This is a genomic window from Tardiphaga sp. vice154, assembly GCF_007018645.1.
GTDB lineage: Bacteria > Pseudomonadota > Alphaproteobacteria > Rhizobiales > Xanthobacteraceae > Tardiphaga.
In genome coordinates this window covers 2,847,384-2,863,158 of the sequence record NZ_CP041399.1, presented here as the reverse complement: position 1 = coordinate 2,863,158, position 15,775 = coordinate 2,847,384, and the positions used below count along the sequence as shown (strand labels likewise).

Here is a 15,775-nt window from a genome sequence, read left to right as displayed (position 1 = left end):
TAACGTGGTGTCGGGCGCGAGCGCCGCGCCTCGCGCCAGTCTTGACCGCGGCTGATCCGCTTTGACGAGGTAACGATGATGGACCGCAGGCAGATACTGGGCGCGCTGGCCGCAATGGCCTGCGGCGCATCCGCCTCCCCCGTGCTGGCGCAAGGTGTGAGCCGCGTCACCGCCTATGGCTTTTCGTTTCCCGGGCTGCATGGCGGCGAGATCCGGCTCGCCGAATTTGCGGGCCGCCCGTTCATGGTGGTCAATACCGCCTCGCTATGCGGCAACACCCCGCAATATGCCGGGCTGCAGCAATTGTGGACCGAGTTTCGCGACCGCGGTCTGATGATGATCGGTGTACCGTCGAACGATTTCGGCAACCAGGAGCCGGGAGGCGAAACCGAAATCGCGGCGGTCGCGCACGGCCAGTTCAAGGTGAGTTTCCCGATGACCGCCAGGACCGTGGTGAAAGGCCCCGGCGCGCATCCGTTCTATAAATGGGCGGCCGAGGCTCGCCCGCGCGACCTGCCGCGCTGGAATTTCCACAAGTACCTGGTCGGGCGCGACGGCTATCTGGCCGATTCATTCGCGGATACGCTGCAGCCGACCGATACGCGCATCAAGACCGCGGTGGCCCGCGCCCTGGCCATGGCGTGAAGCGCCGGCGACGTGGCAATTGGGGATAAGGCCCTTCACCATGGCGTTGTCCGCCGAAGTCACGCTATGCTTGGTCGACGGTGGGTCCGGGGGATGCAATGCGCCATACAACAGCTTTGATCTTGGCAAGCGCGGTTTCGTTCTATGCCGTCGGCGCCTGTGCCCAGGCGCCAAAAGCCGCGACGCCGGCCGCAGCCCCCGCTTCCACCACACCCGCGCCGGCTGCTGTAGCCGCGCCCGTCAAGCCGGCCTGCGCCAATCCGGATGCGCTCGGCATCGGCCGCGTCGTTGAGATCGATACCACCGGCGGTCCGGGTTTCGGCTTCGAGCACTTCAAGCAACTCGACTTCCTGCGCGACAAGGAAGTCGTGCTGACCTTCGACGACGGTCCGTGGCAGACCACCACGCCGCTGGTGCTGAAGGCACTGGCCGACGAATGTACCAAAGGCATCTTCTTTCCGATCGGCAAGCACGCGACCTATTATCCCGAGGTTCTGAAACAGGTCGCCAGCGCCGGCCATACCATCGGCGGCCACACCTGGGCGCATATCGCGTTGACCAGCAAGAAGCTCACCGAACAGCAGCGCAAGGATGAAATCGAGAAGGGTTTCTCCGCCGTGAAATGGGCGCTGGGCAGCGCGCCGGCGCCGTTCTTCCGGGCGCCCGCGCTGCAGCATCCGCCGGAGATCGTCACCTATCTCGGCTCGCGCAACATGGCGATCTTCTCCTGCGACATCGACTCATTCGATTTCAAGACGCGCAAGTCCGAACAGGTGGTAAGCAACGTGATGACCAAGCTCGACAAGCTCGGCAAGGGCATCATCTTGATGCACGACTTCCAGAAGCACACCGCCGAGGCGTTGCCGACGCTGCTGCGCCGGCTAAAGGCCGGCGGCTACAGGGTGGTACAGATGAAAGCCAAGGCGCCGGTGCAGACCATCGCCGCTTATGACGAGTCGATCGTCAAGGATGCCAAGCTGCCGACCGTCTCTACCCGTCCGGTCAGCAGCGTCGTGCAAACGGTTTCGGAATAGTCGCGTCCCCATGTCTCCTTTTCGTTTCAACGGCTATGTTATCGTCTCCGCCGAAGGCATGCTGGCTGACGCCGCCGGCGTGATGCCGGATGCCCTGAAATTTCCCGGCGATCTGGCCTTCTTCAGCGCCGGCCTCGACCGCGCCGACCTGATCGTGCACGGCCGGCAATCCTTCGAGGACCAGCCGAACTCGCCGCGGCGCACCCGCATCGTGCTCAGCCGCGGAATCGACGGCGTCGCGCCCGACCCCGACAATGACAAAGCGACGCTGTGGAATCCCGCTGGCGCCACGTTCGAGGAAGCCTGCGCCGTCGCCGGTATCCACGCCGGAACCGTCGCGGTGATCGGTGGACCTGCGGTGTACGGCATGTTTCTCGACCGCTACGACGTATTCTGGCTGTCGCAGGCGCCACGCGTGCGCGTGCCGGACGGCCACGGTTGCTTCCCCGGCGTGCCCGCGCAAACGCCGCAACAGATCCTGGCCAGCCACGGTCTCGAGGCCAGCGAAGTGCGGATGCTCGACGACAGCCATGACGTGCGCGTCACCGCCTGGCGGCGCGCCGGCTGAGCCTGCTACACTTCGTCATAGGCGTGATTGATCGTGGGCCCGCGGCCGATTCCGGCGATCATGAACAGCCCGCCGATCAACGACAGGTTCTTCAGCGCATGGATCATGTTATTGGCGGATTCCGGTCCGGTCTGGGTCCAGAAGTCGTGAAAATAGAACGTCGCGGCCATCACGAACAGCACCATGACCATGGCGAAGAAACGCGCACCGAAATTGAGCGCGATCAGGATGCCACCGAGTAGTTCGAGGCTGGCGGCGGCGATCGCCAGCATCTGGTTGCTCGCCATTCCGGTCAGCCCCTGCAATTGAGTGACATAGGGCGCGGCGAGCTCCGGAAAGATGACCTTGCCGCCGATCATCTCGGCGGTGCCGCCGAGATTTAGAAATTTCATGGTTCCGGAGGCAATGAACAGGACGGCAAACAGAATACGTCCGAACGTAATAAACGCTGGCATACAAACCTCGTTGAACGACAATGAACGCGAATGACAGTACCGGTCGATTATGATCGTTCCCGTCGCGGTTTTCAAACGGTCATATGTAGTCCTCGCCGGCGGTTGCAACGCGACGGGCCCGCTCTCACGTCGTCCGATACGCTCTGCCTGCGTGGCGAACTAGCATCACTTCCCGGACATTTTTTTCGATGCTCATTGCGGGTTAGCAAAACGGCGTCCACGTCATCCCGTCGTCATTTCCCAAACCTAAGCAGGGCTCATCGTTTGGGTTGGGGACTTGTGATGTCGAAGTGGCGTAACGGCGCGAGCCGGTTTGCGATGGTGATGGGTGCGGCGGCGCTGATGGCGCCATGGGCGGTGGAGGCCGCGTCCTTCACGGTGACATCGGGTACGACCGATACGACCACCAAGACCGTCGCCGGGACCGACGCCGGGACGGTCGCCAGCGGCGGCACCCTGCGCTCGACCAGCGGCACCGCGACGATCGGCTGGAACGGCGCCTCCACGGGCGTGATCGTCAGCAATTTCGGGACCATCGAGAATACGGGTTCGGGCCGCGTCATCGATGCCACCGGCGCGGTCGCCAACCGCACCTTCACCTTCCTTAACAATGTCGGCGCCATCGTCCGATCGACGCAGAACGACGTGTTCCGGTTCAACCTGGCGATGACCTCGGGCACCATCGTGATCGACAATGCCGGGCTGATCCAGGCCGGCGGCACCGGCTTCAGCGGGCTCGGCCAGGCCATCGACGTGCGCGGCATGACCGGCGCGGCCAGCATGACCATCATCAACCGCGCCGCCGGAATCATCGAAGCCCTGACCGACGACGCGATCCGCACCGGCCAGACCACCGTGGTCGAGAATTACGGCATCATCCGCAGCTTCGGCACCAACACGTCGAGCGGCTCCGCCGACGGTATCGATGCCGGCGGCAACACCGGCGCAGTCATTAACAACCGTGCAGGCGGCTTGATCTCCGGCGCGCGCCACGGCATCACGGCCGATACCAATATCATCGTGACCAACGAGGCCGGCGGCACGATCCTGGGTCGCAACGGCTCCGGCGTGGGCTCCGACGGCACCGGCACCGTCACTAATTACGGCCGCATCACCGGCGCCTATGCCGGCGTCGGCAACATCTTCGATGCCAGCGGCACGGCTCAGATCAATGGCGACGGCGACGGCGTCGATATTGACCTCGCCGCGACGATCACTAACTACGGCGTCATCGAGGGCACCGGCGCCGGTGGATTCGATAGCGGCAACCGCGCCAACAACTCCGAGGGCATCTCGATCGGCGGCGGTACGATCACCAATTTCGGCATGATCAGTGGCGCCTCGTACGGCATCGTCGTCAACAACGATTCTAACGTCGATCGATCACGCAGCGGCGTTGCAGCGACCACCATCACCAACAATGAAGGCGGCACCATCATCGGCCAGAACGGATTCGCGATCCGGCTCGAGAACAAGATCGGCACCGGCGCCGACAACGACATCATCATCAACCGCGGCACCATCATCGGCAACGGCGCGATCCCCGATCCCAATGCCGTGGTTTTGCTGGGCAGCGGCGCCGTCGACACCAATTCGGTCGGCACGCTGAACGGCGTCGTCTATACCGGCACCGGCTCGGCGCGTTTCATCCGCGGCGACGGCTCGGCGATCCAGATGGGCGAAGGCGCCGACGTGCTGACCAACTCCGGCACCATCATCGGCAACAACGGCCGCGCCGTGAACATGGAAGGCGGCAACGACACCGTCAACATCCTGGCCGGCTCGCGCATCGTCGGCCTGGTCGATGGCGGCGCCGGCACCGACACGTTGAACTACAACAAGGTCGGCCTCGGCGACGCCAAGCGGGCGGCGCTGCTGGCCGGGCAGACCGTCAATATCGGCGGCACGCTCTACACCTCGTTCGAGATCATCACCGGCAATTCGCGTTCGTTCTCGTCCTATGCCACAGCCGCGGGCCTCGGCGTCGCCACCGTGTTCGACAATCTACCCGTTACGGTGACCACCAGCAGCGCGGCGATGACGCTGATCGATTCCGTCGGCAGTGCGGCCGACGTCGGCGCGGCGCTGGCGCAATTGTCGCCTTCCGCCTATCAGGGTCTCGGCCGGTTTACGCTCGACAGTGCGTCGCAGACCGCGGCCCTGGTCGGCCAGCGGCTGACGCAGGGCCGGTTCGGCGGCTTGAGCGACGACCTCGCCGGCGCCGGCCAGGCGCTGGCGATGTTCGACAGTGGCACGTTCGACCGCCATGGCGGCGATCTCGACCGCACGCTCGGCGCAATCACCGGCATGCCCGAGAAGCAGGCCACGGCGCTCAACGAGTCTAACTGGCTCAACACCCAGCGCGGCGCCTATGACGCACTCGCCTATGCGCCGATCAACAAGACACCGGCAATGCGTCCGGTCGCCGTGCAGGCCGATCGCGGCGTGTTCGTCACCTCCAGCCTGAGCTTCGCCCGTGAAGGCGCCCGCAGCGATGCGCCGGCGACCCGCGCCACGACCGCCAACGTGGTGGCGGGCGCCGACTGGCGCGTCACCGACAATATGCTGATCGGCGTGTTCGGCGGTTACGCCTATACCCGCGGTCAACTCGATACGCAGGGCAGCACGACCAATATCTCGACGCGCTCGGTCGGCGGCTATGCCGGCTGGCAGGCGGCGGACTGGTTCGCCAATGTGGTCGGCCTGTATGGCTGGAGCGACTACGACAACGTCCGCGCGGCGCTGGGCACGCTCAACACCTCGAGGAACGACGGCACGCATTACACGGTGCGCGGCACGGTCGGCCGCGACCTGCGCGTCAGCGACTGGATGGTGACGCCTGAACTCGGACTGCAATATACGCGGGTGTCGACCGATGGCTTCACCGAGGCCGGCAGCGTCACGGCGCTGAACGTCGCCTCCGACAGTTCGGAGTCGCTGCGCTCCAGCCTGGGTGCCCGCTTTGCCTATGACTATCGTATCAATGGCGGCGTGCTGACGCCGGAGTTTCGCCTGGCCTGGCTGCACGAATTCGGCGACAGCGTGCGCGGCATCAATGCGAGCTTTGCGGATGTCACCCTGCCCGGCAGCTTCGTCACCGCCACCGGAAGCGGTCTGCGCGATCGCGGCGTGATCGGCGCCGGCGTATCGGGCCGGCTCGGCGCCCTGACCATGGTGTCGCTCGGCTACGACGCCGTGATCGGCAGTGACGACTCGCTGGCGCACCAGTTCACCGGCCGGTTGAAGCATTCGTTCTGAGATCGCCCAAAACGCATTCGGCACAAAGTCGGCCAATGCCGACTCTGTGCCCAACGGAGAAGACGAAAAAGCCATCCGCGAAAGCGGGTGGCTTTTTTGATTACCCGAACAGGCTGACCTGCGGCCGGTTGGCGCGTTCCTGGGCTTCGACGACGGCGATGGCGGTCATGTTGAGGATGCCGCGCGCGGTCACCGATGGCGTCAGGATATGCGCCGGTCGCGCCGCGCCTACCAGGATCGGGCCGACCGGCAGAGCGTCGCCCAGCACCTTGATCATCTGATAGGCGACGTTGGCGGTGTCGAGGTTCGGCATGATCATCACATTGGCGACGCCGTCCAGCTTCGAATGCGGCAGGATCATTTTTCGCGCGGCTTCCGACAGCGCGGTGTCGCCCTGCATTTCGCCGTCCGACTCGATCTCCGGATGCCTTTCGCGCAGCAACGCCGCGGCCCGGCGCATCTTGCGCGACGAGTCGGTGTCGTAGCTGCCGAAATCGGAATGCGAGACGAAGGCGATCTTCGGCTTCATCGCGAAACGCTGAACATGGACCGCCGCCATGGCGGCGACTTCCGCAAGCTCTTCCGCGCTCGGGTTCGGACGCACCTGGGTGTCCGCGATGAAATACGCGCCCTTGCTGGTGATCATCAGCGCCAAGGCCGCAAAGTCGGAGACCCCCGGCAGGAAACCGATGATCTCGCGGACGTGGCGCAGATGGCTCATGTAGCGGCCCTCCACACCGCAGATCATCGCGTCCGCCTCGCCGCGCACCACCGACAGCGCTGCGATCACCGTCGCATTCGTACGCACCACCGTGCGCGCCGCATCGGGCGTCACGCCATGGCGTCCGGCGACGTCGATATAGGACTGCACGAATGAGCGGTAGCGCGGATCGTCCTCGGGATTGACGAGGTCGAAATCGGTGCCGGCGCGGATCGCCAGTCCCAGACGCTTGATGCGGGCCTCGACCACGCTCGGACGGCCGACCAGGATCGGCCGGCCCAGCTTTTCCTCCAGCACCACCTGCGTGGCGCGCAGCACGCGCTCGTCCTCGCCTTCGGCGTAGATCACGCGCACCGGCTGGGTCTTCGCCTTGGCGAACACCGGCTTCATCACCAGGCCGGAACGGAACGCGAAGCGCTCGAGGCCGGCGAGGTACTCGTCGAAATTCTCGATCGGCCGCGACGCCACGCCGGACTCCATCGCCGCACGCGCGACGGCCGGCGCGATACGCAGGATCAGGCGGGGGTCGAACGGGCTCGGGATCAGCGAGCCCGGACCGAAGCCCTGTGTCTCGCCATCGAACCCCTGCGCCACCGCATCCGAAGGCGGTTCGCGCGCGAGCTGGGCGATGGCGTCCACCGCGGCGATCTTCATCGCCTCGTTGATCGCGGTGGCGCCGCAATCCAGCGCGCCGCGGAAGATGAAGGGGAAGCACAGCACGTTGTTGACCTGGTTCGGGAAGTCCGAACGTCCCGTGCAGATCATCGCGTCCGGCCGGGCCTTGCGGGCCTCCTCCGGCATGATCTCGGGATTGGGGTTGGCCAGCGCCATCACCAGCGGCTTGTCCGCCATCGCCTTGACCATTTCCGGCTTCAGCACGTTCGGCGCGGACACGCCGAGGAAAATATCGGCGCCGGGGATCACGTCGCCCAGCGTGCGCGCATCGGTTTTCTGAGCATATACCGCCTTCCAGCGATCCATCAGCGTGTTGCGACCTTCATGCACGACACCGTCGATGTCGCAGACCCAGATGTTCTTGAGTTGCGCGCCGAGATGCACCAGGAGATTGAGGCAGGCGATCGCCGCTGCACCCGCGCCGGAGCAGACGATCTTGCAGTCCTTGAGGTTCTTGCCGTTGAGCAGCAGCGCGTTGGTGATCGCGGCGCTGACGATGATTGCGGTGCCGTGCTGGTCGTCGTGGAAGACCGGGATCTTCATGCGCGCCTTGAGCTGCGTCTCGATCTCGAAACACTCCGGCCCCTTGATGTCTTCAAGGTTGATGCCGCCGAAGGTCGGCTCCAGCGCCGCCACGGTCTCGACCACGCGCTCGATGGTGTCGGCGGCGATCTCGATGTCGAACACGTCGATGCCGGCGAACTTCTTGAACAGCACCGCCTTGCCTTCCATCACCGGCTTGGACGCCAGCGGGCCGATATTGCCGAGGCCGAGCACCGCGGTGCCGTTCGACACCACCGCGACCAGATTGGCCCGCGACGTCAGCGTCGCCGCCTCATTGGGATCGGCGGCAATCGCGAGACAGGGTGCCGCCACGCCCGGCGAATAGGCCAGCGCCAGGTCGCGCTGGTTGGCGAGCGGCTTGGTCGCCTGGATCTCGAGTTTGCCGGGACGCGGCAGACGATGATAGGCCAGCGCCGCCTTGGCGAGATCTTCAGAAGAGGATGACATGAACGCTCCCGCGCAACCGATATCGATTGTGTAGTTGAAGGTCGTGGATCAGATCACGCTTCCGGCAGATTGAGCCGGATGTGCGCTTCGCGCAACTGCTTGGGGGACGCCTCGGAAGGCGCACCCATCAGCAGGTCTTCAGCACGCTGGTTCATCGGGAACAGCGAGATCTCGCGCAGATTGCTGGTGCCGCACAGCAGCATGACAATGCGATCGACGCCGGCCGCCATGCCGCCATGCGGCGGCGCGCCGTACTGGAAGGCGCGGTACATGCCGCCGAAGCGCTCGATGACGGTGTGCTCGCCATAGCCGGCGATTTCGAACGCCTTCACCATCGCGTCGGGCTTGTGGTTGCGGATGCCGCCGGAGGCGATCTCGAAGCCGTTGCAGGTGATGTCGTACTGGAACGCGTTGATGGTCAACGGGTCCTTGGTCAGCAAGGCATCGAGGCCGCCCTGCGGCATCGAGAACGGGTTGTGCGAGAACTCGATCTTCTTCTCGTCCTCGTCATATTCGTACATCGGGAAGTCGACGATCCAGGCCAGCGCAAAGCGCTCCTTGTCGATCAGGTTCAACTCCTCGCCCAGACGGGTACGGGCAAGGCCCGCAAACTTGTAGAATTTAGTGGGATCGCCGGCGACGAAGAACGCGGCATCGCCGGCCTTCATGCCGAGTGCCACGCGGATCGCCTCGGTACGCTCCGGGCCGATGTTGTTGGCGAGCGGACCCGCTCCCTCATTGCCCTCACGCCACATGATGTAGCCGAGGCCGGGCTGGCCCTCGCCCTGCGCCCACGAGTTCATGCGGTCGCAGAACGCGCGGCTGCCGCCGGTCGGTCCGGGGATTGCCCAGACCTGGTTGGTTTCGGTTTCGAGCATCCGCGCGAACACCTTGAAGCCCGAACCGCGGAAGTGTTCCGAGACGTTCTGCATCTCGATCGGGTTGCGCAGGTCCGGCTTGTCCGAGCCGTATTTGCGGAGCGATTCCGCGTAGGGAATCTTCGGCCAGTCAGAGTTGACAGGCTGGCCCTTGGCGAATTCCTCGAACACGCCGGTGATCACCGGCTGCACCGCGGCGAACACGTCTTCCTGCTCGACGAAGCTCATCTCCAGATCGAGCTGGTAGAATTCGCCGGGCAGACGGTCGGCGCGCGGATCTTCGTCGCGGAAGCACGGCGCGATCTGGAAGTAGCGGTCGAAGCCCGACATCATCAGCAATTGCTTGTACTGCTGCGGCGCCTGCGGCAGCGCGTAGAATTTTCCGGGATGAATGCGGCTGGGCACCAGGAAGTCGCGCGCGCCTTCCGGCGACGAGGCCGTCAGGATCGGCGTCTGGAATTCGAAGAAGCCCTGCTCCTTCATCCGCTTGCGCATCGAGTCGATGATCGCGCCGCGGGTCATGATGTTCTGGTGCAGCTTCTCGCGGCGCAAATCGAGGAAGCGGTACTTCAGCCGGATGTCTTCCGGATAGTCCTGGTCGCCGAACACCGGCAGCGGCAATTCCAGCGACGCGCCCAGCACTTCGATCGACGAAATGTAGATTTCCACAGCACCGGTCGGCAGATCGGTGTTCTCGGTGCCCTCGGGACGGCGGCGCACCTTTCCGTCGATCTTCACCACCCATTCCGAGCGCAGCAGTTCGGCATCCTTGAACGCCGGCGAGGCCGGATCGGCAACGCACTGCGTCAGCCCGTAATGGTCACGCAAGTCGATGAACAACACGCCGCCATGGTCGCGAATACGGTGGCACCAGCCAGAGACGCGGACGGTCTGGTCGATATGGCTGTCGCGGAGCGCGCCGCAGGTGTGAGACCGGTAGCGATGCATGTTAATCCTGGAAGGGCGTCAGAGGGCGGAATCGGTCGCGACCGGGGCCGCGAAGCGCAGGGTTTACCCGACCGGACCCGGCGCGGCAACCAACCGGATGCTCCACCCAGCCATCCCGAACGGCACGGACCCGCCTTGCCCCGCAATGCAAAATCGGCGCGCGAGCAGTGCGGCAAGTCCATGAAATATGGCGACTAAAATCTTGTTGCGTTGCGCGAGCCTGCAACCCGAATGTGGTATCTCGACACCAAAACAAAGACTTAGCAAGCTACTTACGGGTAATTTTACCCTTCCTTGACCAACACAACCCATTGTACCGCAGGAACCCTGCACGTTTTGAAGCAGGCGATTCAGCCAGAACTTGAGCTCACTCTGCGCCTTTCTCGTCATTATGGCGGGCGCGGCCAACCATAGGGAATGTTTCTGTGCTCGAAAGATATTCGATCAGCGCCAAGCTGTTTGCCATTGTTGCCTTTCTCGTTCTTGTCATCGCCATGATCGGCAGCCTTGCCTTTGTGCAAATGGGCGCGATCAATGCCGCGACGCAGGACATCCAGACGCGATGGCTGCCGAGCGTGCGCTGGATCGGCGAGATGCGCGTGCAGTCCGCCCGCTACCGCGCCGTGCTGCGTGACCATCTGATCGTCGCCGATGCCGACCGGCCGGACGTCGACAAGAACCTCTCGGCGCGCAAGGCGGACTTCGAAAAGGCCGCCAAGGCGTTCGCGCCACTGGTAACGGCGCCGGCGGAACGCGAACTCGCCAACACGCTCGACGCGCAATGGAAAGAGTTCATCGAGGGTTCGGTTCAGGTGCGGGATCTCGCGACCAAGGGTGATTTCGCGGCGGCCAAGGACATCAACGCCAAGAAGGTCGTCCCGGTCGGACGCGCAATGGACGCGACGCTGGCGAAACTGGTCGTGCTGAACGACGGCGGCGCCGAGACGGCCGGCAAGATGGCGGACGCCACCTATTCAAGCGCCATCTGGACGATGATCGCCCTGCTCGGCGCCGCCTTCGTGCTGGGGCTGGGAGCCGCCATCTATCTGACGCGCGATATCGGCCGCGGTATCGGCTCGATCCTGAAGCCGATGGGCGAGCTGACCTCCGGCGAATTGTCGGCGCATATACCGCTGCAGGACGCCGATACCGAAATCGGCCGCATCGCGCGCGCGCTGCAGATTTTCAAGGATGCTTTGATCGCCAAGCGCGCGGCCGATGAGGCCACTGGCGTCGCGGAAGGGGTGAAGACCGCGCGCGCCGAAACCATCGGGCGGGCGACGCGCGATTTCGAAGCGATGATCGGCGAGCTGGTCGACTCGCTGTCCACGGCTTCCACGGCGCTGGAGACCTCGGCGACGACCCTGACGCGAACCTCCGACACCAATATTTCGCTGTCGGGCTCGGCGGCAGCCGCCTCGCACAGCGTGTCGGACAACATCCAGTCGGTCGCGGCCGCGACCGAAGAGATCACCTCCTCCGTCAACGAGATCGGCCGCCAGGTCCACGAATCCAACCGCATCGCCTCGACCGCCGTGCAGCAGGCCGAAAAGACCAATCTCAGCATCGCCCGGTTGACGCAGGCGACTGCCCGCATCGACGACGTGGTGAAACTGATTACCGCCGTCGCCGAACAGACCAACCTGCTGGCGCTCAACGCCACCATCGAGGCAGCGCGCGCCGGCGAAGCCGGCCGCGGCTTTGCCGTCGTCGCCGCGGAGGTGAAGGCTCTGGCGTCGCAGACGGCCAAGGCCACCGACGAGATCGGAGCGCAGATCGCCGGCATGCAGTCGGCCAGCGCCGAGACCGTGGTCACCATTCAGGAGATCGGCGCGACCATCACCATGATCTCCGAAGTCTCTTCGGCGATCGCCGCGGCGGTCGAGGAACAGGGCGCCGCCACGCAGGAGATTGCCCGCAACGTGCAGCAATCCGCGCAATTGAGCTCGCAGGTCGCCCATGAGGTCACCGAGGTTAACCGCGGCAGCGCCGAGACCGGCGCCGCCTCCGGCCAGGTGCTCTCCGCCGCCCAGTCGCTGTCGATGCAGAGCACGCGGTTGAAGAGCGAAGTGGAGAAGTTCATGGCGACGGTCAGGGCGGCGTAATACTTAAACCTCTCCCCGCTCTTTGCGGGGAGAGGTCGCGCGCCCTTGCGCGCGGGTGAGGGGCGAGGCACCTGGCACGCTTCGCCTGCAGCGTTGTGGATGGAAGAGCCCCTCGCCGATTCCGCCCCGCAAGCGCCAGGGAGCATTGGGTCTCACTTATTTCCTTAGCCAATCCACGCGAAACATCCTGCGCCGATTATACTATAGTTGAGCCATCCGCGATGGCGGCTTTTGTACGATAGAAAGGTGGCGCCGGTGAGCCTGGATCAGATACGCAACCTCGACTACACTATCCTGCTATGCAACCGGATGAGCGTCACGCGGACCTTCTACCGTGATATCATGAAGTTTCCCGTTGAAACCGACCTTGCTAACTGGGTGAGCTTTCGAGTCGGTGCTGCGCTGCTGACGCTGCGGCCCCGTGGACCATGGAGTGTGTGCAACGACGGCACGTCTGTGCCCGGATCGGCTGCTGTGCAGTTGGCGTTTCAGGTCCCGCTCGCAGCGGTCGATGGCTGCCACGCGGAGCTGGTGGCGAAGGATGTGCCGATTCTGCGTTGCCCTACCGACTTGCCCGACTGGCGGCATCGCACGCTATTTTTTCGCGATCCAGAAGACAATATCATCGAGATCTATGCAGAATACTAGGCCATAGCCCCCGTTGCCAATTCCGCCTGGCGCCCCCATCTTTCCTCCATGACGATCCAGTTCCCGTTCGACAACAGCTACGCCACCCTGCCCGCGAATTTCTACGCGCGGGTGCAGCCCACGCCCGTCGTCGCGCCGAAGCTTATCAAGCTGAACCGACCGCTCGCCGTGCAGCTCGGCCTCGACCCTGACTGGCTCGAAAGCCCGGAGGGTGTCGAGGTGCTGGCCGGCACGCGGGTGCCGGACGGCGCCGAGCCGCTGGCGATGGCCTATGCCGGCCATCAGTTCGGCAATTTCACCGCCCAACTCGGGGATGGCCGCGCCATCCTGCTCGGCGAGGTGATCGACCAGAGCGGCGCGCGCCGCGACATCCAGCTCAAGGGATCGGGTCCGACGCCGTTCTCGCGCCGTGGCGACGGCCGCGCGGCACTGGGGCCGGTGATCCGCGAATATGTGATCTCCGAGGCGATGTTCGCATTGGGCATTCCGACCACGCGGTCGCTCGCCGCCGTCGTCACCGGCGAGAGCGTGCGGCGCGAGACCCTGCTGCCCGGCGCAGTGCTGACCCGGATCGCTGCCAGCCACATCCGCGTCGGCACCTTCCAGTTCTTCGCCGCACGCGGCGATCTCGAGGCGCTGAAACACCTCGCCGACCATGTGATCGCCCGGCACTATCCGCAAGCCGCGCAGGCCGAGCAGCCCTATCGGGCGCTGCTCGACGGCGTGATCGCCAGGCAGGCCGCACTGGTGGCGCGCTGGCTGCTGGTCGGCTTCATCCACGGCGTGATGAACACCGACAATTCCTCGATATCCGGCGAGACGATCGACTACGGCCCCTGCGCGTTCATGGACGATTACGATCCGAAAACCGTGTTCTCGTCCATCGACGAACTCGGCCGCTACGCCTATGCCAACCAGCCGCGCATTACCTTGTGGAACCTGACGCGCTTCGCCGAGACGCTGCTGCCGCTGTTCGCCGACGACGAGAAGGCCGCGATCGAAATCGCGCAGGACTCTTTGGCCGCATTCTCCGGCCTGTTCGACGACGCCTATCAGGCCGGCCTGCGGCAGAAGCTCGGGCTGTTCACCGCGCAGCCCGATGATGCGGTGCTGGCGCAGGACCTGCTGGCGGCGATGGCCGCCAACCAGGCCGATTTCACATTGACCTTTCGCGCACTCGGCCATGCCGCTTTGGACCCGGCCGGCGATACGGCCCTGCGCGCCCTGTTGACCGACCCCGCGGCCTATGACGCCTGGGCCATCCAGTGGCGCGCCCGGCTGGCGCTGGAACCGGAGACCCCGGCTGCCCGCCATGCCGCCATGCAGGCGGTCAATCCGGCCTTTATCCCCCGCAATCACCGCGTCGAGGCCGTGATCCAGGCGGCCCAGGCCGGCGACTATGCGCCGTTCGAGGAGCTGGTGTCGGTGCTCGCCAACCCGTTCCAGGACCAGCCGGAACGCGCCGACTACGCCGATCCGCCGCTGCTGCACCAGCGCGTGCTGCAGACTTTTTGCGGCACCTGACCAGTCGAGTTCCCGCTCCCGGGTTCCCGAATCGCCGGGAACACGCTTGACTTGCCCCGCTTTTCGGCCGAACGCCTTGGCAAAAGCGTTATGGACCGGACATGCAACTGATCACCACCACAGCCCAGCTGACTGCCGCCTGCGAGCGGCTCGCCCAGCATCCCGTTATCACGGTCGATACGGAATTCCTGCGCGAGACGACCTATTATCCGCTGCTCTGTGTCGTGCAGATGGCCAGTGCCGATGACGCGCTGGTGATCGACACGCTGGCGGAAGGCATTGACCTCAAGCCGTTCTTCGATCTGATGACGAACGCGGCCGTGCTCAAGGTGTTTCACGCCGCACGCCAGGACATCGAGATCATCGTGCACCGCGCCGGCGTGGTGCCCTACCCGATCTTCGACACCCAGGTCGCCGCCATGGTGCTCGGCTATGGCGACAGCATCGCCTATGACCAATTGGTCGAACGCATCACCGGCCACCGCCCCGACAAGACCCACCGTTTCACCGACTGGTCGCACCGTCCGCTCACCGAGGAGCAGTTGCACTACGCCGTCTCCGACGTCACCCATCTGCGCGACGTGTTCGCTGCCCTCGACGCCGACCTGAAGAAGCGCGGCCGCAGCGACTGGGTCTCCGAGGAAATGGAAGTGCTGACTTCGCCGAAGACCTACGACTTCCACCCCGAGCGCGCCTGGGAACGTCTCAAGACCCGCGTCCGCAAGCCCAAGGAATTGGGCGTGCTGATGGAAATCGCCGCCTGGCGCGAGCAGGAAGCGCAGAGCCGCGACGTGCCGCGCTCGCGCGTGCTGAAGGACGACGCCGTCGGCGATATCGCCACGCATGCCCCGACCTCGCTGGAGAAGCTCGCTTCGTTGCGCTCGCTGCCGAAGGGCTTTGATCGCTCGAAGTGGGGCTCGGACATCGTCGAGGCCGTGAAGCGCGGCGTCGCCCGCGATCCCGCCAGCCTGCCGAAAATCGAAAAGCCGCGCGGCTCGTCGAACGGCGGCGCCATCGTCGAACTGCTGAAAGTTCTGCTGCGCATGACCTCGGAGCGCCATGCCGTGGCCTCCAAGGTGATCGCCACCGTCGACGATCTCGAACAGATCGCCAATGACGACCACGCCGATGTCGGCGCCCTCTCCGGCTGGCGCCGCGAATTGTTCGGCGAAGCAGCACTCGCGCTGAAGCAGGGTCGGCTTGCCCTGGCAATCGAAAAAGGCCGCGTCGTCCGGGTCGACCGCAGCGGCACCTGAGCATCACCTCGGGCGCGCGCAGCGTCTCGCGCGATGCATCCGCTTGATG

At 64.8% G+C, this 15,775-nt stretch carries 11 protein-coding genes; 8 read left to right on the top strand and 3 right to left on the bottom strand.

What is annotated here, in order from left to right; all coding sequences use genetic code 11:
* Window positions 1–75 precede the first annotated feature (75 nt).
* From FIU28_RS13365 to FIU28_RS13355, 3 genes are all read left to right on the top strand, one after another.
* Window positions 76–645, top strand: coding sequence for a glutathione peroxidase (locus FIU28_RS13365; protein WP_143573638.1), 570 nt, complete (start codon window positions 76–78; stop codon window positions 643–645).
* Between the two features lie 98 nt (window positions 646–743).
* A complete protein-coding gene (locus FIU28_RS13360) occupies window positions 744–1,679 on the top strand; it encodes a polysaccharide deacetylase family protein (protein ID WP_143573636.1) in 936 nt (311 codons plus the stop codon).
* A 10-nt stretch (window positions 1,680–1,689) separates the two neighbouring features.
* On the top strand, window positions 1,690–2,247 hold the full coding sequence (locus tag FIU28_RS13355; RefSeq protein WP_143573634.1) for a dihydrofolate reductase: 558 nt from the start codon (window positions 1,690–1,692) through the stop codon (window positions 2,245–2,247).
* A gap of 5 nt (window positions 2,248–2,252) precedes the next feature.
* Here the strand turns inward: FIU28_RS13355 and FIU28_RS13350 are convergent, their stop codons facing one another.
* On the bottom strand, window positions 2,253–2,702 hold the full coding sequence (locus tag FIU28_RS13350) for a DoxX family protein (RefSeq protein WP_143573632.1): 450 nt from the start codon (window positions 2,700–2,702) through the stop codon (window positions 2,253–2,255).
* 282 nt (window positions 2,703–2,984) lie between these two features.
* On the opposite strand from FIU28_RS13350, the gene FIU28_RS13345 reads away from it, so the two are divergent.
* Entirely contained in the window at window positions 2,985–5,960 is a 2,976-nt protein-coding gene (locus FIU28_RS13345) for an autotransporter outer membrane beta-barrel domain-containing protein (RefSeq protein ID WP_143573630.1), read from the top strand.
* A gap of 100 nt (window positions 5,961–6,060) precedes the next feature.
* Here FIU28_RS13345 and FIU28_RS13340 read toward each other — a convergent pair whose 3' ends face one another.
* On the bottom strand, window positions 6,061–8,367 hold the full coding sequence (locus tag FIU28_RS13340) for an NADP-dependent malic enzyme (RefSeq protein WP_143573628.1): 2,307 nt from the start codon (window positions 8,365–8,367) through the stop codon (window positions 6,061–6,063).
* Between the two features lie 53 nt (window positions 8,368–8,420).
* Window positions 8,421–10,193 carry an aspartate--tRNA ligase gene (gene aspS / locus FIU28_RS13335; RefSeq protein ID WP_143573626.1) on the bottom strand — a complete coding sequence of 591 codons (1,773 nt, stop codon included), beginning with the start codon at window positions 10,191–10,193 and terminating at the stop codon, window positions 8,421–8,423.
* Between the two features lie 425 nt (window positions 10,194–10,618).
* Between aspS and FIU28_RS13330 the strand changes: the two genes are divergently transcribed.
* The 4 genes from FIU28_RS13330 to rnd all read left to right on the top strand — a co-directional run bounded on the left by FIU28_RS13330 (window position 10,619) and on the right by rnd (window position 15,726).
* Window positions 10,619–12,298, top strand: a complete 1,680-nt coding sequence (locus tag FIU28_RS13330) for a methyl-accepting chemotaxis protein (protein WP_143573624.1) — start codon at window positions 10,619–10,621, stop codon at window positions 12,296–12,298.
* 255 nt (window positions 12,299–12,553) lie between these two features.
* A complete protein-coding gene (locus FIU28_RS13325) occupies window positions 12,554–12,946 on the top strand; it encodes a glyoxalase/bleomycin resistance/dioxygenase family protein (protein ID WP_143573622.1) in 393 nt (130 codons plus the stop codon).
* A 48-nt stretch (window positions 12,947–12,994) separates the two neighbouring features.
* On the top strand, window positions 12,995–14,470 hold the full coding sequence (locus tag FIU28_RS13320) for a protein adenylyltransferase SelO (RefSeq protein WP_143573620.1): 1,476 nt from the start codon (window positions 12,995–12,997) through the stop codon (window positions 14,468–14,470).
* 101 nt (window positions 14,471–14,571) lie between these two features.
* Window positions 14,572–15,726, top strand: a complete 1,155-nt coding sequence (gene rnd, locus FIU28_RS13315; RefSeq protein WP_143573618.1) for a ribonuclease D — start codon at window positions 14,572–14,574, stop codon at window positions 15,724–15,726.
* The last annotated feature ends 49 nt before the right edge of the window (window positions 15,727–15,775 follow it).

Excerpts from the sequence above, each read along its gene's own strand:
- FIU28_RS13365 (WP_143573638.1), top strand. The coding sequence starts at position 76 with ATGATGGACCGCAGGCAGATACTGGGCGCGCTGGCCGCAATGGCCTGC.
- FIU28_RS13360 (WP_143573636.1), top strand. The coding sequence starts at position 744 with ATGCGCCATACAACAGCTTTGATCTTGGCAAGCGCGGTTTCGTTCTAT.
- FIU28_RS13355 (WP_143573634.1), top strand. The coding sequence starts at position 1,690 with ATGTCTCCTTTTCGTTTCAACGGCTATGTTATCGTCTCCGCCGAAGGC.
- FIU28_RS13350 (WP_143573632.1), bottom strand. The coding sequence starts at position 2,702 with ATGCCAGCGTTTATTACGTTCGGACGTATTCTGTTTGCCGTCCTGTTC.
- FIU28_RS13345 (WP_143573630.1), top strand. The coding sequence starts at position 2,985 with ATGTCGAAGTGGCGTAACGGCGCGAGCCGGTTTGCGATGGTGATGGGT.
- FIU28_RS13340 (WP_143573628.1), bottom strand. The coding sequence starts at position 8,367 with ATGTCATCCTCTTCTGAAGATCTCGCCAAGGCGGCGCTGGCCTATCAT.
- aspS (WP_143573626.1), bottom strand. The coding sequence starts at position 10,193 with ATGCATCGCTACCGGTCTCACACCTGCGGCGCGCTCCGCGACAGCCAT.
- FIU28_RS13320 (WP_143573620.1), top strand. The coding sequence starts at position 12,995 with ATGACGATCCAGTTCCCGTTCGACAACAGCTACGCCACCCTGCCCGCG.
- rnd (WP_143573618.1), top strand. The coding sequence starts at position 14,572 with ATGCAACTGATCACCACCACAGCCCAGCTGACTGCCGCCTGCGAGCGG.